The organism is Methylophaga thalassica MP, assembly GCF_000214595.1.
Classification (GTDB): domain Bacteria; phylum Pseudomonadota; class Gammaproteobacteria; order Nitrosococcales; family Methylophagaceae; genus Methylophaga; species Methylophaga thalassica.
In genome coordinates this window covers 2,241,209-2,266,798 of record NZ_AFIG01000001.1, presented here as the reverse complement: position 1 = coordinate 2,266,798, position 25,590 = coordinate 2,241,209, and the positions used below count along the sequence as shown (strand labels likewise).

Genomic DNA, 25,590 nt, shown 5'->3' with positions numbered 1-25,590 from the left:
CTGAAGTTTAGACCATAACCTACTTGAACGCCGTGACAAAAACGTCGGGAGCGTTTTTGAATGAGCGAAGCGAACCCGAAGGGTCGCCTACAAGGATGTAGGCGATAAAGTAGGTCACTGCCAGGCTTTATATACAAGAGAAGCCCATCCCAACGGATGGGCTTTTTTTATGTCTCACTGTTTTATATTAACCTGCCTGTGCTGGGCAACACACCCTGTGACGAGTAATCGTGCCTGTATGGCTGGCTCACATCACTTGCTTGTGACTAACAAAAAGCAGCGATAAGCAATGTGCCAGAGATTGCTTTGCATAGATTCCATCCTTGGCGATAAGCCTTTTGAATAAGTGAAGCAAACCTGAAGGGGCGCCTACAGAGATGCAGGCAATAAAGTAGATCACCGACAGGCTTTTGGATATTAGAAAAGCACATCTTAAATAATGGTGACCTTTTTTATTGTCTGTAATCTAGATATATGACCTACTTTGAACGAAGTGACTGCCAATCGCTCTACATGGACGGCATACAGCATATCCTGGTAAATGTTAATGAAGTTAATACAAAGAGAGTGCTCATCAATAGACAAAGATCTTGATCATTACAAATGTTGGTTCGCTTTAGAATTTCTGCTGGATGTTTATCAACATGGGTATCGTATATAGAAAGTTAGTGAAAATAGTTGTTACTTGGGTATTGTCGATAGCCTGAATTCTTCACTTAGGTTAACCAGCCTGTCACTAATTTGAAGTAAAATATGAGCTTTAAAATATTAGAATTTCGCAAGGCGATTAATGTACAAAACACTTATTTACCTTTTTATCGCCTGCTTAGTGACGGCCTGTTTAGATGACACTCAAGAGCTTGTGCTCAATAATAATCTACCTCTTCCACGTACAATAGATGTTGATTATGCTTCTGAGATAAAACCGATTATTGAAGAAAAATGTGTTGCTTGTCACGGCTGCTTTGATGCGCCATGCCAGTTAAAAATGGAATCTACAGAGGGATTCCTGCGTGGTGCCACCAAATTAAATGCTTATGATGGGACAAGGAAGGAGCCTATTACACCGACACGCTTATTTATAGATGCCCATTCGCAAGAAGAATGGCAAGAAGCTGGGTTTCACTCGATTATTACCGGGCATGATGCACAAGCTAGCTTGTTATATAGAATGTTAGCTCTGGGAAAAACTCATCAATTTAGAGACAACAGTAAGTTACCGGATGATCTTGATATTAGTATTCGCCGAGATAACCAATGTCCAACCCTCGATACGATTGCTGAATATGAAGAGAAACATCCTCTAACAGGGATGCCATTTGCCGTCTCCGGACTTACAGATGATGAATTCTCCACAATCAGTGGTTGGTTATATCAGGGCGCTAAAGTCAATATAAATGAGGTTAAGCTAAGCCAAAAAGAATTATCAGCAATAAAAAAATGGGAAACATACCTTAATCAAACATCTAATCCGCGTAGGTTAGTTTCCAGGTGGCTTTTTGAGCACCTTTTTCTAGCTCATCTGTACTTTGAGAACCAAGGTCAAAATACCCATTTCTTTGAACTTGTTAGATCCTATACACCGACAGGTAAGCCAATTTCAATTGTAAAAACCCGTCTTCCAAATTCTGATCCAGGACAGCCAATTTATTACAGATTAAGATTAGTAAAAGGGATTACTGTTCATAAACGTCACATAACATTTTTGTTTGATGAGAAGCTAAAAAAACATATAGAGCAACTCTTCTTCTCAGAGCCATGGCAAATAAATACTATGCCTGGTTATGATTATGAAGATAGAGCTAATCCCTTTTTAACGTATTCTGCGATACCGGCTGAAGCCAGATATCGGTTCTTGCTGGAACATGCCGAATATTTCACACGAACGTTTATTAGAGGCCCTGTTTGTCGCGGTCAAATCGCAACAGATGTGATCCGTGATCAGTTTTGGGTGATGTATCAGGATCCAGCCAATGATCTTTTCATCACTGATCCTAGCTATAGGAAAAAAGTAGAGCCACTTCTAGGTTTGCCTGGACAGGACGACAACCTGACAGAGGCAAAAGATAATTGGGATAAATATAAAGATAAACGCAATGCTTATTTATCTTTAAGAGATCAACATTATCGAGATGCACCGATAAACTGGACTTCGACTAATGCTATCTGGGACGGCGATGGCAGTAATACTAATGCGTTTCTGACCGTGTTCAGGCACTTCGATAATGCCAGTGTTGTTAAAGGTATGGTGGGACAGGTTCCTCAAACGATTTGGTGGATGGATTTTCCATTATTTGAGCGAACCTATTATGAGTTAGTGGTTAATTTTGATTTATTTGGCAATGTAGCTCATCAACTTCAAACGCGGTTATATTTTGATTTAATCCGTAATGGTGCCGAGCATAATTTTCTTCGATTATTGCCTAAAGACAAACGAAAGTCAGTGTTGGAGGATTGGTACCAAGGTATGGGCGTAGTCAAAACTTACTTCACCTATGCACCGCTTGATGTTGATAGTAGAACTGCTGAAAAATTCTTGTCTGAGGATACCAAAAATGAGCTGGCCAATCGATTATTAAAGCAATTTAGTCAGGTTAACGCTGCTGCAAACGATGCGATTAATCGTTGTCAAAATCAGCAATGTTTCAGGAAGTCACAGACTGACTGGATACAACAAGCTGATTCACGTTTAAGTCGTATAACGGAAGCTACATTTAAGGAAAAGTCAGGGCTACAGTTCCTGCCTGAGTTAACATTTATACGGGTGAAGCATGGAGATGAAAGAACAGTTTACTCCCTAATACGCAATCGTTATCACAGTAATGTGGCTTTTCTGTTTGGTGAGTCACTTCGCTATAAACCTGAAAAAGACAGTTTAACGGTTTATCCGGGAATTGCCGGAAGTTATCCTAACTTTATCTTTGATATTAATGCTGAGGAACTGGAACCATTCGAGAAAGCCTTGATGAAAGCGACATCTGAAGAAGAATTTGATGCCCTAGTACTGAAGTGGGGTGTCCGCAGAACACATCCGCAGTTCTGGCAAATTTTTCATGATTTCACTCAGTGGCAACGTGAACACAATCCGATTGATGCGGGGGTATTCGATGCAAACCGCTATGAGAATCTTTAAACCTGATTTTAGCGGCGTTTTAAGTGCGTTTTTGACAGACTGAACAATAAAATTTTTAACTGTGTTCTGCGCGTTAATCTTGGTCGGCTCAATATGTTCTCATCATCTTGTGCCGATAATTTGTTTAATGTTTCCAGTCCACCCAATGTCATCGCTCTGATTTCCCAGCCTAAGCGTCCCTTAATACCATTACCGAGTTCCAGGCCTTCATTCATCAGAGCCATCGTTTGTTGGAATAAATGACGAAGCAGAGGTGCTAATTTCCGGCTATTTGCCAGGGTAATGTCATCCTCATTCAGTCCAGCCTCTGTAAGCATGTGTTGGGGGATATAAATGCGGTTGTTTTCCTGTTTGTCTTGCAGGATATCCTGATAAAAGTTAATCAATTGTAACGATGTGCAGATGGCGTCAGACTCTACTAACTGTTGTTGTGTTGGCTCACCATTTAAGTGTAGTAATAAACGACCTACAGGATTAGCAGAACGTTGACAGTAATGCAGAACTTCTTCCATTGTCTGATAGCGGTTTTTGACAACGTCCTGCATAAAAGCCGATAACAAATCATCAAATAAATAGATGGGTAACTGAAAGTGTGTGATCACATCATCAAGAGCAATAAAGATCGGATCATCACCTGTGTATGAACCATCACTTATCTCAGTGAGATGCGAACGATAGTTTTGTAGCTTGGTTATTCGTTCTGCTTTGGTGAGCTGACCTTCATCAGCATAATCATCGGCAGTGCGAGCAAAGGCATAGATAACAGCAATCGGTTTTCTTAACCTTTTAGGAAGTAAAACTGAGGCGACAGGAAAGTTTTCGTAGTGCGACTTTGCAAGTTTTAAGCAGAAATCATAAGCAGCAGCCAGATTTTTATTCGTTGTCATAACGCAATAGTTAAATCCAGTTGAGGATTTCTTCAGGCTTATAAATCGTGGCTTTAGCCTGCCACGTTTCAGGTTGGTCAGTACTTTTTAAATAACCGTAATGAGCGATGAGCGTATCCATATTCACAATATTCCCAGCCTCGATATCGCGTTGGGCATCGCCGATGTATAAGCAGTTTTCTGGCTTTACGGCAGAGGCGTTACATGCAAATAACATCGGATCTGGATGAGGTTTGCTATTGGCCGTGGTATCTCCACTCACGATACAACTCGCTCGCTGACTCAGCTTTAATGCCTGCATTAAAGGATCGGTCAGAAATGCAGGTTTGTTAGTAATCACTCCCCATTTCAATCCTGCTTTTTCTATGGTTTGTAGAACATTTTCCATACCGTCAAAGAGCCTGGATTCCCGGTTGATATGGTGACGATAAAGTTCAATAAATCGTGTTTGTATCGACGTATATTCAGGATTTTCAGCTGATATCCCAAAAGCGAGTTTGATTAATCCCGGACTACCATCGCTGGCCACAGGGCGAATTGTTTCGAGAGGCAGTGGCGATTTATTGTATTCAAGCAAAACCTGATTAAGTGCGTAAGCTAAGTCTGGTGCGGTATCAACAAGGGTGCCATCCAGATCAAAAAAAACAGCATCGTATTTTGCCATATCAGATTTTTTTGCAGTGGATGAGGTAGTTTACCTTGACGTCGTTTCCAAGACTAAATTGACGCGTCAAAGGATTGTAATTCATTCCTGTCACATCTTTGACTTTCAGTCCTGCTTGGCGACACCAGGCAGATAACTCAGCTGGACGAATAAAGCGTTTATAGTCATGGGTGCCTTTTGGTAGCATTTTCATAATATATTCAGCGCCAAGCACAGCCAGAAGATAGGCTTTGGGATGACGGTTTAATGTGGAAAAGAACACATCACCACCCGGTTTAACTAAACCTGCACAGGCACTGATGATAGATGCTGGATCCGGCACATGTTCTAACATTTCGAGGCAGTTAACGGCATCATATTGTTCTTTATTTTGCGCTGCCATTTCTTCTGCGGTGATATGTTGATAATGGATCGTCAAACCTTCTTCCAACGCATGAAGCTTGGCAATATTAAGTGGCATCTCGCCCATATCAATACCAGTGACATGGGCCCCGCTTTTTGCCAGCGCTTCTGAAAGAATGCCACCACCACAACCAACATCAATCACGTTGGCATCTTTTAATGATGTTCGCTCTGCGATATAAGCCAAACGAATTGGATTAAGATCATGTAACGGTTTCGATTGACCTTCCAGATCCCACCAACTGGATGCTAAGGCATCAAATTTTGCTACTTCATTTAAGTCGACGTTTGCTTGTTTTTGGCTCATTTACCGAGTGATCCTATTTTTATTGCCCATTGCTGAGCATCTTGGATAATTTTTGATTCGTTTAATGTCTTTAGTTGACGGGAATTGAGTAGCTGTTTACCTGCGACCCAAACATCGGTGACTTTATCCCGACTGGCGGCGTAAACCAACTGAGATACGACATCAAAAACAGGCTGTGTTTCGATATCCGACAACTTCACCGCAACGATATCAGCTTGTTTTCCTACTTCGAGTGATCCTATTTCCTGGTCTAGTCCTAATGATCTTGCCGCATTGATAGTCGCCATTTCTAGCGCATTATGAGCAGGCACCGCGGCAGCATCTTGGGCTACTGCTTTTGCAAGTAAAGCTGTTTGACGCATTTCTGCAAACATATCCAGATCATTATTTGAGGCAGCGCCATCAGTGCCAATCGTGAGATTAACATTATTTTTTTGCAGTTCAGCAACGGGGCAAAAGCCACTGGCCAGTTTTAAATTAGACTCAGGACAATGAGCGATGTGAACACCCGCTTCGGCGCACCATGTGATTTCTTGGTCATTAAGTTGTGTCATATGCACAGCGAGTAGTCGGGGCGAGAGCAGGCCGATTTGTTTCAAACGCTCAAGCGGCCTAACCCCAAACTCTACAACGCTCTGTGATATTTCATCTGCTGTTTCGTGAATATGCATACTGATCGGCATATCCATTTCTTCAGCATTGGTAATGATTTGCTCCAGTGTTTTGTCTGTGACAGTGTATGGGGCATGCGGTGAATAAATCGTATTAATCCGTGGGTGATGACGATAGTGATCGTGTAATTGATGGCCTTTATGTAAATATTCTTCTACTGAGCTAGCCCAGTTTGTCGGAAACTCAATAACAACAATACCTAGACTGGCTCGAAGTCCTGATGTATCAACAACTCTGGCCGTGGCTTCCGGAAAAAAATACATATCGTTGAAATAGGTAGTGCCACCCCGAATCATCTCTGCAATGGCCAGTGCACTGCCCGTTTCCACAAACGGATCGCTAACAAAGGCTTTTTCTGCGGGCCAGATATGATCATTCAGCCAAGTCATTAAAGGTAAGTCATCAGCCAGTCCCCTAAACAGCGACATGGGGGTATGGGCATGGTTATTGATTAAACCAGGTATTAAACAATGCTCATTCAGATCATGTGTAGCATTTGCAGAGTAAAGCTGTTTTGCCTGTTGCTGTGGCAGAAGCGCTAAAATACGTGCATCCTTGATAATGATGGCGTGGTTTTCTAACACGGTCTGGTCTTCAGTGACGGGGACTAACCAGCGTGCGTTAATTATCAGATCGACATTTTCCATAGGGTTTGATTATACCGTTGAGCTGAATGAAAACCTATTCTAATCAATTATCATGACAAACCAATCACAACTAAAATTCATCAAGCATCACAGGAGCTTGTTTTGACCAAACTATTGCAGACTATTGAGCCAATTTTATGGCGTGATGAACGACTTCATTTATTGGACCAACGTGTTTTACCACATAAAGAAAATTGGTTGGAATTTCATGATTCCGATGCCGTCGCTGAAGCCATTAAAACGATGGTGGTCCGTGGTGCCCCAGCTATTGGTGTGACTGCTGCTTACGGTGTGGTGTTGGCAGCAAGAGAAGCTTGGTTTAGTGCTGGAGAAAACTGGCAGGAGGCAATCAATCCACCACTCAAAAGATTAGCTGCATCACGTCCTACCGCAGTGAATCTGTCGTGGGCGATTGATCGTATGAAGACAGCCTCTGCATCATTGTCTAAATATGAGTCACCAGAACCCGCCTTGTTAACATTTGCTCAGCAGATACATCAAGAAGACGTCAAAGCCAATAGAACCATGGGGCAATATGGTGCTGACTTGCTGGATAATGACAGTATTGTGCTGACACATTGTAATGCTGGTGCGCTTGCCACTGCTGGTTTTGGCACGGCCCTGGGCGTTATTCGGCAAGGTTTTATCGATGGAAAAATTGAGCATGTTTACGTGGATGAAACCCGTCCATGGTTGCAAGGTAGCAGACTGACAGCATGGGAGCTTATGCAGGAAGGGATTCCTATGACCTTACAAGCCGATGTCGCCGCAGGTGCGTTGATGGCGAGTGGTCAATTAGACTGGGTCATTGTTGGCGCTGACAGAATTGCCTCAAATGGTGATACAGCCAATAAAATTGGTACCTACTCATTAGCCGTATTAGCGAAATATCATGGGGTGAAACTGATGGTGGTGGCTCCCACCACAACGATTGATTGGTCAATTGATAATGGGAGTCAGATTCCGATTGAACAACGCACGGGTTCAGAAGTCTCAGAAATAGATGGACGTCCGATTGCACCTTCAGAGGTTCATGTATCGAATCCGGCGTTTGATGTCACACCGGCAGAATTAATCGATGCCATTGTGACAGAGTCAGGCGTGGTAAGGTCGCCTTCAAAAGAAAATATGAAGCAACTCAAAAGTGAGGAGGAAAAATGACACAAACAGCATTAGTGACTGGAAGTAACCGGGGAATTGGTTTAGAACTCTGCCGTCAGCTTGCCGCAAAAGGCATGCATGTTATTGCAACCTGCCGTAAAGCCTCATCTGAATTAACGTCCCTGAATGTCGAAATTATTGAAGATGTGGAAGTCAGTGAACCTAAAAGCTTAGCAAAACTGGCTGATTCATTAGGGAACAGAAAAATTGACTGGCTAATCAATAATGCGGGTATTGCCGGTGGCATTAGTCTTGGTCAAATTGATGATAATGCGATCGATGATTTTGTCAGAATGTATCGCGTTAATAGCCTTGGACCATTACTGACCACTCAGGCTTTATTAAATCATCTGGGACAGGGCAGTAAAGTTGGTATTATTACCAGCCGCATGGGCTCGATTGATGATAATGACTCGGGTGGTAGTTATGCGTATCGAATGTCGAAATCAGCGGTGAATGCCGCCGGGAAATCATTATCAATCGATCTCAAACCTAAAGGCATTGCTGTCGCCATCCTGCATCCAGGTTGGGTAAGAACGGATATGACCGGACATGGTGGATTGATTGATCCAGATGAATCAGCAGCAGGTCTCATCCAACGTATGGAAGAGTTAACACTCGAAACCAGTGGCACCTTCTGGCATACCAATGGTGAAAAATTACCGTGGTAGTACAGCAACGTTAGATGTATTCGTATCCTGAATTAACTGTTGAGCAGCAGGCGACATTGCCGGTGTTACGTGCACCGGCATTAGCCTTGGACGCACAATTTCCTGATAGCACGCACCAGCTTTGGCAGTGCGATACCGCTGATGGCATGATGATCTTAAAAGTCTGTCACCAATCGCGAGTGCAAGACTCAACGTTTTGGTTGGGGATGAATCATCTGTTTCAACTCGACTTTCCACAGTCTTTAGCTCGTACCCAAATCATCAGTCAATTTCTACAACGAGAGGGCGGTTTTAGCGTACCCGATGTGGTGGCTGAACAGGCAGGGCAGTATGTATTGGTGCGTTACCTGGAAGGCATAGATCTGACGGCAGAAAAAGTCGATAACACTGTGGTGACACAGCTTGCTCATCACTGGGGCAAACTGCATCAACAAATATCATCTCAATGGGGTGGTCTCGATAACCCCGTATTCAATGCGAATGATTGGCCTGTACGACTGGAGAAGACGATTCAGTTTTTATCTGGCCGCAGTGATATCTCGATCCCTGCTGATACGTTAAAACTCAGCTATGAACAATGTCGAAGACTATCAGCTCAACAGTTTGTGCCGATCATGCCGGATTTTCGCTGGGACCAACTGCGCCAGTGTGAAAATCATCAATTAGCCGTGGTGGATTTGGATGCCTTTGTCAGAGCACCCCGTGAAGTTGAGTGGGTAATACTTGAATATCTGCTGAGCCCTCAGCAAGCGAAACATTTTGTCGAAGCCTATTCACAATATCAGCCCATCCCTGATCTTACGAACTGTCGCTTAAGCTACCGTTTACTTTTGTTTTTGATGAATATTCTTGGTGAAACCGATTTGCGAAACTGGCTTGAGCAGCCCATCTTATTTAAATAAATCACGCAGCTCTTGGATCGCAAGGCCATTTAGACTCTCCAGCTTTAAGGCGGCAACATCATAGTGTGGTAAGTGATAATTGGCTTTTGACGGAACAACAACAGTGCGGATACCGGCACCAATAGCGGCCGTCATACCGGTGACAGAATCTTCAAAAGCGATGGTGTGGTTGGCTTGGGCGTTAATGCGTTCCAGAGCCAGTTGGTAGATAGCAGGATGGGGTTTGCCTTGTTCCACGTGATCATCGGCGACATAACTATCGAATAATGCTGTGATATCTAGTCTTTCCAGTACCACAGGAACAAGACGGGCCGGAGCATTAGTCGCTAGACCAATTTTCAGCTTGTGTTGTTTGAGTTGTTCCAACAGGTAATGAACACCCGGCAGTGGCTGGCCTTGCGTGGCGGTTAATAAGGCAACTTCATCGATGACATCATTTTCGACCTGTTCCATCGCGTCCTGACTGAGTGACAGGCCTGCATGATGCAGCCAGAATTCGGTTGCTTCACGCGTAGTCATGCCCATGGTTTTAGCCGATAGCGCATCGGTGATTTCAATACCAAGTGCAGAAAATACACGTTTTTCAGCTTGTTTCCAGAAAGGTTCTGAGTCAATCAGCAGCCCATCCATATCAAAAATAACAGCTTGCATTTAGTGAGTCCGAGGTATCGGCTGTTTATGGTATAGCTTGATCCAGTTGGCAAAACCTATCATTGCCAGCACGGTGTAGATTGAGAATAACACCACGGTGGCATAGTAACCCGTTTGGAAATACAACACGACGGATGCCGCATCAATAATGATCCAATAAAACCAGTTTTGCAGCACTTTTCTGGCCATCAACCAGGTATTCATTACAGAAAAGATGGTAATGCTGGCATCAAGGTAGGGACGTTGTGAGGCTTCATTCTTGTCCAGATAATAAGCCAGCAGCAAGCTGATGATGGTGCCTGATACAATAAATAGTAAGTTGGCATTAAATGACCAGTTGTGAATTACCAGCTCATCATTATTTTGCTGATGTCGCCGCCACAAAACGAAGCCATATACCGCCATGCCCATATAATAAAAATTTAGCAAAGCTTGCATAGGCAGCTGACCTTCCCAAAATAACACGGTATAGATCAACGTACTGATAAACGCCATGGGCCAACACCATTGCGATTCCCGAGCCGCCAGAATGACATAAGCCATGCCCAGCAAGGCAGCAAATACTTCCCAGCCGGATAACGCCAGCAGGCCATTTATCATGGCATCTATCATGAGTCTTTTCGCCTAATCTTCAATGTGGTAACGATCGTTACCGATCATTTTCAGGACAAATACACTGTGTGGTAGTTGCTCAAAAACGGCTTCAATCTCGGTATCCATGGCATCCATCACATCACGGTATTCACCAAAGATTTGTGTGCTCAGATTATTCCGTGAAATATTCAGCTTTGGATTGTCTTCCAGCTTTTTAATAAATGCCAGAATAGGTTCAACAAATTGTTCGGTGAGTGGGTAGAGACTGATATCAACAGAAACGCGCATATATGATTCCTTAAAAAAATAAAAAGAGGGCTTAGATAAGCCCTCTAGTCTGATTAGTAGTCGTAGCTAAGCGTTAGACCAACAACTCTTGGATCACCATATTGAGTGTAGGTTTCTTCAGCATATGATTTTGATGGGTCGATACCAAAGTAAAAGCCACGAGTGTAGTAGTCTTTATCGAATAAGTTACGTCCCCATAAGGTGACTTTCCATTGATCCTTTTTGTATTCGACACTGGCATTGTATAGAACATAAGAGTGGGATTTTGCATTGTGGCTGTTTGAGTAGTAAAACTCGTCTTTACCTTCCATGTCCGCTTTAAAAGTCCAACCTGGAGCAAAGTAATACTCACCACCCAGATTAAATTGGTAGGCAGGTGCGTGAGCAATTCTTCGACCGCTTAGTTTAGTGCCTTCTTCTAATAACCTGGGATTTTCATAATCTTCAAGTTTTGCATCCAATAGCCCTAGAGAAGCAATCACACGATATTTTTCGTTAATGGACCAGTTTAACTCTGCTTCGAGACCAATGTTTCTAACTCTGTCAGCATTCACAAAATAATCAACAAAGTCGGTACCACTGCCCGATGTCTTTGGTACTCGAATCGAGCTTTTTATTTGGGCATCGCTTCTACGTGTATAGAAGGCTGTAATAGAAGTGATAAGGTCTCCATCAAGCCAAAAAGATTTTAAACCAGCTTCAAGGTTCCATAACGACTCAGTATCAAAAGAACGTAGATCATCGCTGATTCTAGGTTCGACGTTTATACCTCCAGCTTTGTAACCTCGAGATAAAGTCGTGAAGGCCATGTGATCCTCATTAAGATGATATTCAAGACCTAGCTTTCCACCAAACATCCAGTCGTTTGGATCATCTTTAAGTCCTGCAGAATCTTTATAGTCTGCATCCCAATACTCAGCGCGTAACCCGCTAATTAGTTTGAGATCTTCTGTCAGAGCGGTATCCAATTGACCATATACAGCGGTGTTTAGTGTTTTATAGGCATTTTTTGTGACAAATCCTGTTACAGCATCACTATTAATAGCATTTGAATAATAAGTACGATCCAAGTTCTGACGTTGTTCTGAAATATATAGTCCAACTGTCCAATCCGTCGTATCAGCAAAAACACGTCCATTCTCATTTGATAATGCACGGAATTCTAAAGCGGTGTTTTCACGTTTACGCTTATATTGATCGAAACCACTATAAGGACAGGTGAATGCATCGTTAGAGTCATCGGAGTCTACACAGGTGGCATCAACTGGAAATTATGATTTATAAGACCAGTCATCATCGTAACTATATTCAAGATTGGATTTTGAATAACTGAGGCTGGATTGTAATTGAACTTTGTCATTAGCATGGTAATCTGCTTTTAAAGCAAAGGCATTAGTATTTTGAGCATCCTTACCTGGCTGGTCTGAAAAAGTGTTGCGACTGTTATCAAGTGTGAATGCATCGTAACCATTGTCAATATTGAGATGCAATACGTTAAGATCGATAGTCAGGTCATCAGTGGCAAGCCATTTTAGGTGGCCTCTGGCAGTGATTTCATCACGGTTTTGAGTATTATCTCTACCTAAAAAGTCGTTATCCATGTAGCCATCAGACTTATAGCTGTGAACAGAAAAACGACCAAGCAAAGTATTATCAATTAATGGACCACCAACAGCGATACCTTCAGCATGAGTATTATAAGTGGCTAAAGTTGATTCAAACTTCATAGCAAGATCATTTGTCGGTTCAGTACTTTTCAAGTTGATGGTGCCCGCCATTCCGTTTGCACCATAACGTGTGCCTTGAGGACCACGCAAAATCTCGACTGACTCAATATCAAATAGAGTTGCAGCACCACCACTTCGGCTAAAGTCGATGCCATCGATATACATACCTACCGAAGGGTTGAGTGGTGCTTGGAACTCACTTCGTTCACCAATACCGCGAATCTGAAAATACTGGCCTCGTGACGCACCGCTGGAGACATTGACATTAGGAGCGAGGTTAAGAACGTCCTCAATATGTTGAGCGCCACGAGATTCGATGGTGTCTTGATCGATCGTCGTTAAACTAATCGGGGTGTCATGCGCATCGTTAGGACGAAAGTCTGCACTGACGATCATCGATGGTAAGTCAGCTGGGGTGACTTCCGCCAAGGCCACTGGCGATGACATAGCCGTTGAAACAGCTATGGCAAGTGTTTTTACTTTCATGGTTATCCTTTTTTGAATCAAAAAGGACAGGGGAATAAATCGAGAGACACCAACGCGGTGTAGATGAAGATCTATTTCAGCCTGTCCCTACGCCAGTATTAACTGGATCAGGTTCATCGGGTCCGCTCTTTAAACGAGCATCTCAGGCTTTCGCCACCCCGAGGCATCATTCCTTATATTTATGCAGTCACATCCTGTGAATGGTAATTATTCTATTGTAATTACACTCTTTTTTCTAGCGAAAAGCTTGTTACGGTATTTATTTGGCGGGTTTGATACTGGCTATGCACTGAGGGCATACACGTAGACGGCTATTGATACGTTGCGTGGCGATTAAATCTTGTTGTGTTTCATAACAACGGGGGCAATAAAATACTGATTCCTGACCGCGACGATAACACCCCGATGAACCATCTAATTCAGGTTTAGCGAGGTATTCCCCCGATAATAATGTATCGGGTAAAACAGTCACTAATTGCTCAATTTCAGTATTGAGTTCAGACAGTAAATAGTGATGTTCCTCAGAGATAATGTTTTCAAGCTGCTTTATTAGCTGTCTTATTTTGGTATAGGAAGGTGATGTGTTCATTGATGATCCCAGTGAAAGTGAACTAAACAGATTATCTTGGCAGATTTAAAGACTGATGGCTTTTTCAACAGTCTTTTTATCAAGATGAGCCGCAAAAAACTCGATAAAGGCATACATATAACTTCGAAGATAACTGCCTTTACGAATACCCATGTGGGTAACACTGGGTGGAAATAAGTGCCTGGCATCCAGTGCCTGAAGAGGCGCATCTTTGTCAGGATCAAATGCCATGCTGGCGATAATCCCAATCCCCATTTCTAATTCAACGTAGGTTTTGATGACGTCGGCATCAGTCGCCGTAAAAATAACGTTAGGATGCAAGCCTTTTTCAATAAAGGCCTGATCTTGTTTGGCGCGGCCAGTAAAGCCCATCACATAGGTCAGAATTTCATATTGCGCGATATCTTCCAGACATAACTTTTTCACCGACAATAACGGGTGTTCAGGCGGAACAACAACACAACGATTCCATTCATAACAAGGCAGAATAGCCAATGATTCGAATTGAGCAAGCCCCTCTGTTGCAATGGCCAAATCGATTTTGCCTGTCGCTGCCATTTCGCCGACTTCGGTCGGCGTGCCTTGCACCATATTTAAATGAATATTCGGGTAGTGTTCGGAGAATTTTTTAATGGCACTAGGTAAGGCATAACGGGCCTGGGTGTGTGTTGTACCAATTGATAAAGTACCGGATTGTTCGGTTTTACTATCCGCTACTAACTGACGAATATTGTCGACATCCTGCAAGACTCTCTCAGCCATCTCTATGACAGACTGACCAATCGGGGTAATGCCGGTTAATCGTTTACCGTGTCGTTCGAATATCTGTAATCCAAGCTCATCTTCCAGTAACTGCACCTGATTACTGACGCCGGGTTGTGAGGCGTGTAATACATTTGCTGCAGCAGAGATACTCAGATCCCTTCTGGCTATTTCACGGACATATTTTAATTGCTGAAGCTTCATCTATATATGATTTAGTTATAAAGATAGTCAATAATATTCATTGATAGAATATTACGCTTTGGTAAACTTGTCAGCATTTTCGTAATACATAAGGCGTAAAACAAATGGAATGGGGCTTTCTTCTTGCTGGACTATTTGTCGGCATTATGGTCGGCATGACCGGTGTGGGAGGCGGGTCTTTAATGACACCCATACTCATTTTTATTTTTCATGTGCAACCAGCTATTGCTGTTGGTACGGATTTGTTATTCGCAGCGATCACCAAAGCAGGTGGTATCTGGTCTTACTGGCGTCATGGCGTAGTCAAATGGCATATCGTATGGCGTCTGGCTGCGGGCAGTATTCCAGCAACACTGGCAACGTTGTGGTTTATGAATGCAACAGGAATGCATGATGGCAACCACAATGAAATTATTACAAAAGCGCTCGGGGTAGCGTTGATTTTGACCTCTAGCGCATTATTACTCAAAGCGCCTTTAGGCAGATTATTGCGTTCACAGGAAAGTCATCCTGTGGTGAGTGCGCTTTATGATATTCGCGAAAATGAATTAAATAAGGCCATGATTACGGTCATAACTGGGGCACTGCTTGGTGTAATGGTCACGCTCTCATCGGTGGGAGCCGGGGCGCTTGGTGCAGTGATTTTGTTGTTTTTGTATCCACGCCTGAAAGGGGTGGAAATTGTGGCGACGGATATTGCTCATGCAGTGCCACTGACATTTGTAGCAGGTCTCGGGCATTCTGCCGTGGGCACGGTAGACTGGTCCTTATTAGTGTATTTATTAGCTGGATCATTACCAGGCATTTTTATTGGTACGCATCTAGGGGTTCGTATTTCGGATCACATTATGCGTCCATTGCTGGCCGTCATACTTGTATTGGTGGGGATAAAATGTCTGATATAAAGCAAGTCGATTTAACCCTGTTTGGCTGCCCGATGCACTATATCAAAGCCAGAGAAGCCTTGCAGAAACTGGCATTAGAACAGTCAATAGATCTACTGGTGAATACTGGTGATGCCGTGGATGAAGTATTCAACAGCTTAACCCAGGATGGGCAGCAGTGTGAGATCACCTCAACAGAGGGATTAACCACAACAATTCGTGTGAGAAGAAAACAATGAATGAAATAAAACCGGCTCTAGCCGCCAAAATTGATGCTGTCATCGCAGTGCTAAAAGATATTGAACAGAATTATCTCCCCGCCACGCTGGCAACCAGCTTTGGTGCGGAAGATATGGTGCTGATGGATTTAATCTGCAAACATGCACCGGGTATCGACATTTTCACTCTTGATACTGGGCGTTTGCCAAAAGAGACGTATGAGCTGATGCAAACGTTGAATAAACACTACGATAAAAAAGTCGACGTGTTTTTCCCCAACACCGCCGATGTTGAATTATTTGTCACTAATAACGGGCCGAATGCGTTTTACGACAGTGTTGAATTAAGAAAACAATGCTGTGGTATCAGAAAAGTAGTGCCGTTGAATCGCGCTTTATCTGGCAAAAAAGCCTGGATTACCGGCATGCGCCGTTCACAGTCGGTCACTCGTGCTGAGTTACCCGTGTCTGAGTGGGATGATGATCACGGCTTACAGAAATTCAGTCCTTTAACAGACTGGTCAAATGGCAATGTTTGGGCTTATTTAAGAGCGAATGATGTGCCTTATAACAAATTACACGATGAGGGCTACGCCAGTATTGGCTGTGCGCCTTGTACAAGAGCTATCACCATGGGCGAAGACATTCGTGCCGGACGCTGGTGGTGGGAAGATCCAGAAAATAAAGAATGCGGCTTGCATGTCAAATCTAACTAACGAGAAAGATAATGACTGAAAAACAATTAACACACTTAAAGCAGTTGGAAGCAGAAAGCATCCATATCATGCGTGAGGTGGCTGCTGAGTTTGAGAATCCAGTAATGCTGTATTCAATTGGTAAAGACTCAGCCGTCATGTTGCACTTAGCGATGAAAGCTTTCGCGCCGGGTAAACCCCCATTTCCATTGATGCATATCGATACCACATGGAAATTTAAGGAAATGATCAAGTTCCGTGATGACCGGGCAAAAGAGCTGGGTTTGGAACTGTTGGTTCACACCAACGAAGAAGGGCGTGCGGCGGGCATTAATCCATTCGATCATCCTCGTTATACCGACATCATGAAAACTGATGCCTTAAAACAAGCGCTGGATAAATATGGGTTTGATGCGGCATTTGGTGGGGCTCGCCGTGATGAAGAAAAGTCACGTGCTAAAGAGCGTGTTTATTCATTCCGTGATAAGAACCATCGTTGGGATCCCAAAGCGCAACGACCAGAACTCTGGAATATCTATAACAGTAAAGTGAATAAAGGTGAAAGCATTCGTGTTTTCCCTCTGTCAAACTGGACTGAGCTGGATATCTGGCAATACATTTATCTGGAACAAATTCCCATTGTGCCGCTTTATTATGCCGCTGAACGTCCGGTTGTTGACTACAACGGTCTGACCATCATGGTCGATGATGATCGTATGCGTATTCCTGAAGGGCAGGAGCCACGCATGGAGAAAGTGCGTTTCCGTACTTTAGGTTGTTATCCGTTAACGGGCGCGGTGAAATCATCAGCAGACACCTTGCCTGAAATTATTCAGGAAATGTTGCTAACCACGACATCTGAGCGTCAAGGTCGTGCGATTGACCATGACCAAGCGGGTTCTATGGAGAAGAAAAAACAAGAGGGTTATTTCTAGATGACTACTGAATCAAGTTCATATCAATCAGATAGCCTGATTGCCACAGATATTGAAGCGTATCTGAAACAGCATGAAAATAAAGAAATGTTGCGTTTCTTAACATGCGGTAATGTGGATGATGGTAAAAGTACCCTGATTGGCCGTCTTCTACATGACTCGAAGATGATCTATGAAGATCAACTGGAAGCCGTCACACGTGATAGTGCCAAGTCTGGTACTACGGGTGAACAGGTGGATTTAGCTTTATTGGTAGATGGTTTACAGGCGGAGCGTGAGCAAGGCATTACCATTGACGTTGCTTACCGTTATTTTTCTACCACCAAACGTAAATTCATCATCGCCGACACACCGGGGCATGAGCAGTACACGCGTAATATGGCAACAGGGGCATCCAGCTGTCAGTTAGCGGTTATCCTGATTGATGCACGTTATGGGGTTCAAACACAGACGCGCAGACATAGCTTTATTGCCTCATTGCTAGGCATTAAACACGTGGTTGTGGCCATCAATAAAATGGATTTGATGGATTATAGTCAGGAAGTGTTTGATAACATCCGTCACGACTACACTGAGTTCTCACGTGAGTTAGAACTGGAAGATATTCACTTCGTGCCGATGTCTGCGTTGGTGGGTGATAACGTCGTTAACCGCAGTGAAAAGATGGACTGGTATCAAGGACAAACCTTGATGGAGATTCTGGAAACGGTTGATGTTGATAAAGATCCCAACTTCGATGATATGCGTTTCCCTGTGCAGTTTGTGAATCGTCCAAACCTGAACTTCCGTGGTTATTGTGGCACTCTGGCATCGGGTATTTTGAAGCCGGGTGATGAAGTGACAGTGTTGCCGTCAGGTAAAGAAAGTAAAGTAAAAGCGCTTGTCACTTACGATGGCGACTTGGATCATGCCGTGCCGGGTGAAGCCATTACTGTCACATTAGAAAATGAAATTGATGTCAGCCGCGGGGATATGCTTGTTCATAGCAATCATCATCAACCACATGTATCAAGCCAGTTTAAAGCAATGGTTGTGTGGATGACCGAGCAACCATTAGTGTCAAACAAGCAGTACAGCATTAAAGTCGGTGTCAGTGATGCGGGTGGTTCCTTAACTGGGATTGACTATCAAATTGATGTGAATACGCTCGAGCATAATAAAGTCAGCGAACTCAAACTCAATGAAATTGGGTTGTGTGAGTTTTCACTGAATAAACCGGTTGTGTTTGATTCATATAAACGCAATCGTACTACTGGCGCCTTCATCATTATCGATCGTCTGACGAATGTGACCATTGGTGCCGGTATGATTACGGATGCCGTTTCAGGTAGTCATGAAGTCGTGGCCGCAGGTGAGTTTTCTGCTTTTGAATTAGAGCTGAATGCACTGATTCGTAAACATTTCCCTCACTGGGATGCCAAAGATTTGAGTCAACTTCTCAAATAAAAAACGATGTCATTACAGAAAAGCCAGTCAGTGTTTCGCTGACTGGCTTTTTTTATGTCCGTTAAAATATATAAATCGTTTTTGTCGATTAATAGGAACATAATAAACAATTATACAAATCGTTTTAAGCTGGATAGACTTTGTTGTGTGCAATGAATTTGCTCAACATAATTAGCAGCAGCAAGGAATAAATGATGACTAAAAAAGTTTTGACGACATCAGCAGGAGCCCCTGTCTCTGATGATAATAACAGTATCAGTGTCGGACCAAGAGGACCTTTGACTTATGACAACCACTACACCTTCGAAAAATTGGCTCACTTCAACCGTGAGAGAATTCCTGAACGCGTGGTCCATGCACGTGGTACCGGGGCTTACGGAACCTTTACCCTCACCAAAAGTTTAAAAGAATTTACCATTGCTGATTTCTTGCAAAATGAAGGTAAAAGAACGGATGTGTTTATTCGTTTCTCGACAGTAGGTGGTGGTCAGGATTCACATGATTTCGCCCGTGACCCACGTGGCTTTGCCATAAAGTTTTATACCAAGCAAGGTAACTACGATATGGTGGGGAATAATACTCCGGTGTTTTTCTTGCGTGATCCAAGTAAGTTTCCGGACTTTATTCACTCACAGAAAAAGAATCCGCGTACCAACTTGCCAGATCCTCGCATGGCTTATGAGTTCTGGGCTAATTATCCTCAGGCCTTACATCAGGTCACTATTTTGATGTCTGATCGGGGGATTCCGGCTTCATACCGTAATATGAATGGGTACAGCTCTCATACTTATAGCTTCTGGAATGAAAAGGGTGAACGGTTTTGGTTTAAGTGGCACTTTAAAACCAATCAGGGCATCAAAACGCTGCGAGCAGAAGAAGCGGCAGTAGCGGATCCTCATGGGACACAACAGGATTTGGTGGAGGCCATTGACCGTGGAGATTTCCCAAGCTGGACCGCAAAAGTGCAGATCATGACGGAACAGCAAGCGCGTGATGCGGAGGTTAATCCGTTTGATTTAACCAAAGTATGGCCGCATGATGAATTTCCACTGATTGAGGTGGGTCAGCTAGAGTTGAACCGTAATGTGGATAATTATTTTGCTGAAACCGAGCAAGCGGCTTTTGCACCAAGTAACTTTGTGCCGGGTATTAGTTCATCACCTGACAAAATGTTGCAAGGAAGGCTGTTAGCGTATCAGGATGCTCATCGTTATCGGGTGGGGGTGAACTACAATCAGTTACCTGTTAATGCGGCGAAATGTCCGGTCAATCATTATCAGCGTGATGGGGCTATGGCGGGCTTATGCCCGGCGGGTGGACATCATCATCAGACAAGTGGTGCAAACTTTTATCCGAATGATCGTGATGATGGTCCGGCACCGGATCAAGCTGTGGCAGAACCTCCGATGCCTGTTGAAGCGGGAGCCTGGTTGGATCGCTTTGATACTGATGAAGAGGATCATTACACACAAGCGGGCAATTTGTTCCGTATTATGAGTGACGATCAAAAACAGCAATTAGCAAATAATATTGCTGGTGGACTTGGGCAGTGTGATGCCTCTGTTCAACAACGTATGTTAGCTCAGTTTGAAAAGGCTGATGCGGACTATGCTGCCAGAGTAGCGGCTGCACTAAAGGCTTAAAGAGTCTCAAAATAAAGGGGCGTTAAATACGCCCCTTTATTTATTGGATAAGTTGCTTGATGCTGCTTAGTTGTTCACGCCAGATGATTTGTTTTTTCTCTAAAGACAGAGCCGCATTAGCAGGACTGGTGGATGGCAGCCGAGATGTCGTGATGTTCTGCCATGGTTTTTCTAAGCTCGCCTGAACGTATTTCATATAAATTTGTTCTGCTTTAGCACCATTAAAAAACACAGCCTGAATATTGGGATGAGCCTGAAAAAAGGCATTAAAGTCGTTGGCTTCAATAGAGTCAGGCGCAATATTGCTATCCAGACTGCCTGATCTGTCGCAGGCCTTTAACACATCCCACACTGCTACGCGTTGTTGCGTCAGCAGTTCACAACGTTGCTGATATGGCCGGCTTTTTTCAATAGCAAACAGACTTTGCATAATTGACCAGAAAGCATTGCGTGGATGAGCATAATATTGCTGTTGCCGAAGTGATTCTAATCCTGGCATAGAACCTAGAATGAGAATTTCTGCTGAAGGCTTGGCGATCGGTGGAAAGCTGTAACAGCGAGATTCATTAGCTGACATTATTGATATAACTGACCCTTGTAGCGTATCCAGCCATGAGGATGTTTATTGTCAGGATCATGATGAGTCCAATGAATGACACCGCCTTTGTCATTCCACTCATATTCACCAAAAACATGTACTTCATCGCCGACTTTCAGAGCGTCAATACGTGGTGCCAGATCAATATTATGAGCAATCAGGACCGTCAGCTTATCCGGCAGGGTGATAATAAAACGCTGATGACGACTGCCTTTAGTATCGTCTGGGAGAATACGACTAACGACGCCACTGACTTCAACCAGAACATCACTTTTTTGCTGTTGGTAAAGTGACGAAATCGATGTGGTTTCAGGACTGTTAACATTTTTATTGTGTGGCTGATAATGACTGGCTCCCCAAATCAGAAAGCCAAAAGCGATCACTAGCCATAAACGTTGTTTTTGTCGACTTGCTTTAGACATGCAAGATTTCCTGATCAAAAAATGTGTTCAGTATAACCAGTTTTACAGTGAATTAGAGAGAGTAGTGAGAACAGCAAAACAGATTGACTCAGGAGTGATTAAAACTGAGATTCGCCTGTTAAGTGACGCGCACAATTAAAACTGACAGCAATCGCTGGCGGTAAAACGATATTTTGTGGTCGGATTAAACCATAGAGGTGACGCGGTATTAGTTAATTAACTAATATAGATATTGGTATTTATAATTTCCTGTTATATATCGCCAGCGTTATAATAACGAGTCCGGTATTAAGAGTTTAGAGAGCTTAAATGTATCAATACGATAAGTATGATCAAACGATGGTTGAGCAGCGGGTCGCACAGTTCCGTGATCAAACACGTCGTTTCTTGGCGGGTGAGCTGACCGAAGAGCAGTTCCGTCCTTTACGACTGATGAATGGTTTATATATTCAGATACATGCACCTATGTTGCGTGTTGCTATTCCTTATGGACTGATGTCATCCAAACAAGTTCGTAAAATCGCGGAAGTCTCACGCCGTTACGATAAAGGGTTTGTTCACTTCACTACGCGTCAGAATTTCCAAATGAACTGGCCGAAGTTAGAAGATGTGCCAGATATCCTTGCTGAACTGGCTACTGTACAGATGCATGCTATTCAAAGTAGTGGTAACTGTATTCGTAATACAACGTCTGATCAGTTTGCGGGTATCAATGCCAATGAGATTGAAGATCCACGTCCATGGGCAGAAATTATTCGTCAATGGTCAACCTTTCATCCCGAGTTTGCCTATTTACCGCGTAAATTCAAAATTGCGGTCATCGGTTCTGAAGAAGATCGTGCTGCGACAAAACTACATGATATCGGCTTACATTTAGTCAAAAATCATGAAGGTGAAATTGGTTTTGAAGTGTTAGTTGGCGGTGGTTTGGGACGTACTCCAATCATTGGTCAGCAAATCAGACCGTTCCTTGAGAAAAAGGATCTGCTGTCTTATCTGGAAGCTATCTTGCGTGTTTATAACCGACTGGGCCGTCGTGATAATAAATACAAAGCCCGTATCAAGATTACTGTTCGTGAACATGGTATTAATCATATTCGTGAATTGGTTGAAGCTGAGTGGGTGCAAATTCGTGACCAGCTTGAGTTGAATCAGAAAGAAATTGACCGTGTTAAGTCTTATTTCACTGAACCTGAATATGAAGCTGACGCAGCAGCAGATGAAAGCTATGAAAAAGCACTGGCTGAAGATAAGGCGTTTGCACGCTGGGCTAAACAAAATACGTTTGCTCATAAACAGCCTGGTTATCGTGCCGTTTATGTCTCACTGAAAGCGCCCGGTATTGCGCCTGGTGATGTCACATCTGACCAGCTTGAAGTGATTGCCGATCTGGCTGATGAGTTCAGTTTGGGTGAAGTTCGCTCAACTCATACCCAAAATCTGGTTTTTGCTGATGTAAAACAAGCAGATTTGTATGCGTTATGGTTAAGACTCGAAGCAGATAATCTGGCAACACCAAATATTAATACGCTCACTGACATTATTTGCTGCCCAGGCCTGGACTATTGCGGTCTAGCGAATGCTAAATCAATTCCTCTATCGAAACAGATCGCGGAACGGTTTGGAGATCTGGATTATCTATATGATTTAGGTGACATCAAGATCAAGTTCTCAGGCTGCATGAATGGATGTGCTCATCAAAGTGTTGGTCATATCGGTATCCTGGGTGTCGATAAGAAAGGTGAAGAGTGGTATCAATTCACGCTTGGTGGCAGCTCAGAAGCTGATGCATCATTAGGTGAACGTTTAGGTAAGGCTATTCCTAAAGAAGAAGTCGTTGATACTGTGGGTCATTTACTGGATGCTTATGTCGACTTACGTCATGAGGATGAGTCATTCCTGGCCACTGTCCGTCGTTTAGGTATTGATCCATTCAAGGAGCGTGTATATGCAGATAATTAAAGATCGTGAAATCGTCGAAGATAATTGGACACATCTGGATGATGATGCAGATCTGGTTGCTGGCAATATTACCGTCTCCTTAGCTCGTTGGCAGGAACAACATGAAACACTGGTCAAGCATGAAGGTGAACTGGGTTTACGTTTAAGTGGTGATGACCCTCTGGAAGAAGTCGTTCCGGATTTGATTCATTTTTCGTTAATTGTGTTGGTTTTTCCTGCGTTTACGGACGGACGCTGTTATTCCTTCGCTCGCTTACTACGTGAGCGCTATGGCTTTAAAGCTGAAATCCGTGCACAAGGTGATGTATTACATGATCAGCTGTTTTATATGTCACAGTGCGGAATTAATAGTTTTGAACTGGCGAATCCAAATCGCATCGACAAGGCGTTGACTGCTTTTGATGACTTTAGTGAAAGTTATCAAGCCACAGTGTTGCGTCCTGAACCGCTCTATCGTCGTCGTTAGGTTTCAGTTCTCGTCTATATGGCTGTATATGCGATTGGTGATGTTCAGGGCTGTTACGATGAGTTAATCAAAATGCTGGATCGAATTCAGTTCGATCCAGCAGATGATCAGATATGGTTGGCTGGTGATCTTGTCAACCGAGGGCCTAAATCCGCTGAAGTATTGAGATTGGCAAAACAGCTGGGCAATAGTTGTGTTGCCGTTTTAGGAAATCACGACCTGCATTTACTGGCTAATGCGGCTGGTGTGGTTGAGTATCAACACCATCTGGACACGATTGAGCAAATCCTCTCAGCACCTGACAGAGATGAGCTTATCGGTTGGTTAAGACAACAGCCCTTGTTTTATCACGATCCCGCTATTGATTTTAGTATGGTACATGCGGGTATTCCGGCCGAATGGTCAGTAAAGGAATCACTGGCGCGAGCGGCAGAAGTTGAAACAGTTTTAAAGAGTGATAACTGGCGCGATTTTTTTCAGCATATGTATGGTAATAAACCTAAACGTTGGACACCGGAGCTGAGAGGTTGGGACAGATTACGCTTCATTACCAATTGTTTTACCCGGCTGCGTTATTGTCATGAAGATGGCCGAATCGCCTTAAAGTTTAAAGGGGCACCGGAAGATAAACCGCTGCATCAACGTCCCTGGTTTGAAATGCCCAATCGGTTAACAGCCAATGACCGTATTGTGTTTGGGCATTGGTCTACCCTGGGGGTGGGTCGTTATGGCAATGTGTTTTCATTAGACAGTGGCGCTGTGTGGGGAGAAACACTGACGGCAGTCCGGATTGATCAAGAGCCATATGAATGGATAACGGTTGAAGCTGATGCGGCTAGTTTACCTTTCCCTAAAAAAAAGTCGGATAAAAAGCGGAGACGTTGGCTGTAGGTATTGGTTCGCCACTGCTCTGTGAAAATGAGTACAATATATTTCATATTGATTAATTTCTGGATTAAAAATAATGAGTGATGTCACGAGCTATTCCGCTGACGTATTTGCGAAAGGCGAGGAGATGGGGACTGACACTCACCTTTTCAGCGTTGCTAAGGCAGCCACTGGAGTGATTGAAATGGTTAATGGTTTAAAACAAATTGAGGCTGGCAAATAAATGGCCACGGGATTACCCAGAACAAAAGCACGCCGAGCGGCTGTACAAGCGCTCTATCAGGCTCAAGTCAATGGTGAAGCACCACAAAAAGATACACTTGAGTTTGTTACCGCCGAATATGCTGACAAGATTGATAAGAAATATTTTGTGACATTAATCGATGGTACGCTCAAGTATCAGGGCGAAATTGACGCTGAGCTCACCAAAGTGATTGATCGTGACCTGGACAAAATTGACCCTGTTGAAGTGTCGGTTTTACGTTTAGCCGTGTTTGAATTTATGCATTTGCCGGAAATACCTTACCGCGTTGTGCTCAATGAAGCTGTTGAATTAGCCAAATCATTTGGTGGTGAACAAGGCCATAAATACGTCAACGGTGTATTAGATAAAATGGGCGCGCGTCTGCGCACGCATGAACATCAGGCAGCAAAAGCTGCACGTCAAAAGAAATAATTAAGCTCAG

Annotated in this window: 27 protein-coding genes, 1 pseudogene and 1 riboswitch; of the genes and pseudogenes, 15 read left to right on the top strand and 13 right to left on the bottom strand. The window is 43.4% G+C overall.

All coding sequences use genetic code 11. From position 1 onward, the window contains the following. The first annotated feature begins 790 nt into the window (after window positions 1-790). Window positions 791-3,133, top strand: a complete 2,343-nt coding sequence (locus tag MAMP_RS10725; protein ID WP_007146066.1) for a fatty acid cis/trans isomerase — start codon at window positions 791-793, stop codon at window positions 3,131-3,133. A gap of 8 nt (window positions 3,134-3,141) precedes the next feature. Here the strand turns inward: MAMP_RS10725 and hpnC are convergent, their stop codons facing one another. Genes hpnC through MAMP_RS10705 form a run of 4 tightly spaced genes read right to left on the bottom strand, consistent with a single transcriptional unit; the run spans window position 3,142 to window position 6,712 of the window. After that, window positions 3,142-4,020, bottom strand: coding sequence for a squalene synthase HpnC (gene hpnC / locus MAMP_RS10720; RefSeq protein WP_007146065.1), 879 nt, complete (start codon window positions 4,018-4,020; stop codon window positions 3,142-3,144). Between the two features lie 10 nt (window positions 4,021-4,030). Further along, complete coding sequence (locus tag MAMP_RS10715; protein WP_007146064.1) at window positions 4,031-4,684, bottom strand: HAD family hydrolase; 654 nt, start codon at window positions 4,682-4,684, stop codon at window positions 4,031-4,033. Between the two features lies 1 nt (window position 4,685). Further along, entirely contained in the window at window positions 4,686-5,393 is a 708-nt protein-coding gene (gene ubiG, locus MAMP_RS10710) for a bifunctional 2-polyprenyl-6-hydroxyphenol methylase/3-demethylubiquinol 3-O-methyltransferase UbiG (protein ID WP_007146063.1), read from the bottom strand. Further along, a complete protein-coding gene (locus MAMP_RS10705; protein WP_007146062.1) occupies window positions 5,390-6,712 on the bottom strand; it encodes a TRZ/ATZ family hydrolase in 1,323 nt (440 codons plus the stop codon). Before MAMP_RS10705 ends, ubiG begins: the two co-directional genes overlap by 4 nt. Window positions 6,713-6,814: 102 nt before the next feature. Between MAMP_RS10705 and mtnA the strand changes: the two genes are divergently transcribed. Genes mtnA through MAMP_RS10690 form a run of 3 tightly spaced genes read left to right on the top strand, consistent with a single transcriptional unit; the run spans window position 6,815 to window position 9,446 of the window. Continuing rightward, on the top strand, window positions 6,815-7,873 hold the full coding sequence (mtnA, locus tag MAMP_RS10700) for an S-methyl-5-thioribose-1-phosphate isomerase (RefSeq protein ID WP_007146061.1): 1,059 nt from the start codon (window positions 6,815-6,817) through the stop codon (window positions 7,871-7,873). Further along, complete coding sequence (locus tag MAMP_RS10695) at window positions 7,870-8,544, top strand: SDR family oxidoreductase (protein ID WP_007146060.1); 675 nt, start codon at window positions 7,870-7,872, stop codon at window positions 8,542-8,544. The genes mtnA and MAMP_RS10695 overlap by 4 nt, the downstream gene beginning before the upstream one ends. A 14-nt stretch (window positions 8,545-8,558) precedes the next feature. Then, a complete protein-coding gene (locus MAMP_RS10690; protein ID WP_007146059.1) occupies window positions 8,559-9,446 on the top strand; it encodes a hypothetical protein in 888 nt (295 codons plus the stop codon). Here the strand turns inward: MAMP_RS10690 and MAMP_RS10685 are convergent. The 7 genes and pseudogenes from MAMP_RS10685 to cysB form a co-directional block, all read right to left on the bottom strand. Further along, window positions 9,435-10,097 (bottom strand): HAD family hydrolase, encoded by a 663-nt coding sequence (locus tag MAMP_RS10685; protein ID WP_007146058.1) that lies wholly within the window; start codon window positions 10,095-10,097, stop codon window positions 9,435-9,437. The genes MAMP_RS10690 and MAMP_RS10685 overlap by 12 nt on opposite strands. Beyond that, the gene (gene pnuC, locus MAMP_RS10680; RefSeq protein WP_007146057.1) at window positions 10,098-10,709 is read right to left on the bottom strand and encodes a nicotinamide riboside transporter PnuC; all 612 of its coding nucleotides are present in this window, start codon (window positions 10,707-10,709) and stop codon (window positions 10,098-10,100) included. A gap of 12 nt (window positions 10,710-10,721) precedes the next feature. Further along, window positions 10,722-10,979: a YkoF family thiamine/hydroxymethylpyrimidine-binding protein gene (locus MAMP_RS10675; protein WP_007146056.1), complete on the bottom strand. Its 258-nt coding sequence runs from the start codon at window positions 10,977-10,979 to the stop codon at window positions 10,722-10,724. A gap of 53 nt (window positions 10,980-11,032) precedes the next feature. Next, window positions 11,033-12,199: pseudogene (locus MAMP_RS16435) on the bottom strand (TonB-dependent receptor); the annotation flags it as partial. A gap of 51 nt (window positions 12,200-12,250) precedes the next feature. Further along, window positions 12,251-13,192 carry a TonB-dependent receptor gene (locus MAMP_RS16430; protein ID WP_007146054.1) on the bottom strand — a complete coding sequence of 314 codons (942 nt, stop codon included), beginning with the start codon at window positions 13,190-13,192 and terminating at the stop codon, window positions 12,251-12,253. A 66-nt stretch (window positions 13,193-13,258) separates the two neighbouring features. Further along, a riboswitch (TPP riboswitch) is annotated at window positions 13,259-13,363 on the bottom strand. An 88-nt stretch (window positions 13,364-13,451) separates the two neighbouring features. Beyond that, window positions 13,452-13,781: a hypothetical protein gene (locus tag MAMP_RS10665; protein WP_007146053.1), complete on the bottom strand. Its 330-nt coding sequence runs from the start codon at window positions 13,779-13,781 to the stop codon at window positions 13,452-13,454. A 45-nt stretch (window positions 13,782-13,826) separates the two neighbouring features. After that, a complete protein-coding gene (cysB, locus tag MAMP_RS10660) occupies window positions 13,827-14,747 on the bottom strand; it encodes an HTH-type transcriptional regulator CysB (protein WP_007146052.1) in 921 nt (306 codons plus the stop codon). Window positions 14,748-14,851: 104 nt separating this feature from the next. Here cysB and MAMP_RS10655 point away from each other — a divergent pair, with 104 nt between their 5' ends. The 6 genes from MAMP_RS10655 (at window position 14,852) to MAMP_RS10630 (ending at window position 20,568) form a co-directional block, all read left to right on the top strand. Further along, window positions 14,852-15,652, top strand: coding sequence for a sulfite exporter TauE/SafE family protein (locus tag MAMP_RS10655; protein ID WP_007146051.1), 801 nt, complete (start codon window positions 14,852-14,854; stop codon window positions 15,650-15,652). Continuing rightward, complete coding sequence (locus tag MAMP_RS10650; protein WP_007146050.1) at window positions 15,640-15,870, top strand: sulfurtransferase TusA family protein; 231 nt, start codon at window positions 15,640-15,642, stop codon at window positions 15,868-15,870. Before MAMP_RS10655 ends, MAMP_RS10650 begins: the two co-directional genes overlap by 13 nt. After that, window positions 15,867-16,565: a phosphoadenylyl-sulfate reductase gene (locus MAMP_RS10645; protein WP_007146049.1), complete on the top strand. Its 699-nt coding sequence runs from the start codon at window positions 15,867-15,869 to the stop codon at window positions 16,563-16,565. Before MAMP_RS10650 ends, MAMP_RS10645 begins: the two co-directional genes overlap by 4 nt. An 11-nt stretch (window positions 16,566-16,576) precedes the next feature. Further along, complete coding sequence (gene cysD / locus MAMP_RS10640; RefSeq protein WP_007146048.1) at window positions 16,577-17,479, top strand: sulfate adenylyltransferase subunit CysD; 903 nt, start codon at window positions 16,577-16,579, stop codon at window positions 17,477-17,479. Continuing rightward, entirely contained in the window at window positions 17,480-18,925 is a 1,446-nt protein-coding gene (gene cysN, locus MAMP_RS10635) for a sulfate adenylyltransferase subunit CysN (RefSeq protein WP_007146047.1), read from the top strand. 194 nt (window positions 18,926-19,119) lie between these two features. Further along, window positions 19,120-20,568, top strand: a complete 1,449-nt coding sequence (locus MAMP_RS10630) for a catalase (RefSeq protein WP_007146045.1) — start codon at window positions 19,120-19,122, stop codon at window positions 20,566-20,568. A 40-nt stretch (window positions 20,569-20,608) separates the two neighbouring features. Here the strand turns inward: MAMP_RS10630 and MAMP_RS10625 are convergent, their stop codons facing one another. Both MAMP_RS10625 and MAMP_RS10620 read right to left on the bottom strand, forming a co-directional pair. After that, window positions 20,609-21,145 (bottom strand): DNA-deoxyinosine glycosylase, encoded by a 537-nt coding sequence (locus tag MAMP_RS10625; protein ID WP_007146044.1) that lies wholly within the window; start codon window positions 21,143-21,145, stop codon window positions 20,609-20,611. Continuing rightward, on the bottom strand, window positions 21,145-21,588 hold the full coding sequence (locus MAMP_RS10620; protein ID WP_007146042.1) for a DUF3465 domain-containing protein: 444 nt from the start codon (window positions 21,586-21,588) through the stop codon (window positions 21,145-21,147). Before MAMP_RS10620 ends, MAMP_RS10625 begins: the two co-directional genes overlap by 1 nt. A 309-nt stretch (window positions 21,589-21,897) precedes the next feature. On the opposite strand from MAMP_RS10620, the gene MAMP_RS10615 reads away from it, so the two are divergent. The 5 genes from MAMP_RS10615 (at window position 21,898) to nusB (ending at window position 25,580) form a co-directional block, all read left to right on the top strand. Continuing rightward, the gene (locus MAMP_RS10615; protein WP_040576285.1) at window positions 21,898-23,550 is read left to right on the top strand and encodes a nitrite/sulfite reductase; all 1,653 of its coding nucleotides are present in this window, start codon (window positions 21,898-21,900) and stop codon (window positions 23,548-23,550) included. Continuing rightward, on the top strand, window positions 23,537-24,016 hold the full coding sequence (locus MAMP_RS10610) for a DUF934 domain-containing protein (RefSeq protein ID WP_007146040.1): 480 nt from the start codon (window positions 23,537-23,539) through the stop codon (window positions 24,014-24,016). The genes MAMP_RS10615 and MAMP_RS10610 overlap by 14 nt, the downstream gene beginning before the upstream one ends. An 18-nt stretch (window positions 24,017-24,034) precedes the next feature. After that, window positions 24,035-24,907, top strand: coding sequence for a symmetrical bis(5'-nucleosyl)-tetraphosphatase (locus MAMP_RS10605; protein ID WP_007146039.1), 873 nt, complete (start codon window positions 24,035-24,037; stop codon window positions 24,905-24,907). Between the two features lie 73 nt (window positions 24,908-24,980). Next, window positions 24,981-25,127, top strand: a complete 147-nt coding sequence (locus MAMP_RS16195; protein ID WP_007146038.1) for a hypothetical protein — start codon at window positions 24,981-24,983, stop codon at window positions 25,125-25,127. Then, window positions 25,128-25,580, top strand: coding sequence for a transcription antitermination factor NusB (nusB, locus tag MAMP_RS10600; protein WP_007146037.1), 453 nt, complete (start codon window positions 25,128-25,130; stop codon window positions 25,578-25,580). Window positions 25,581-25,590 lie beyond the last annotated feature (10 nt).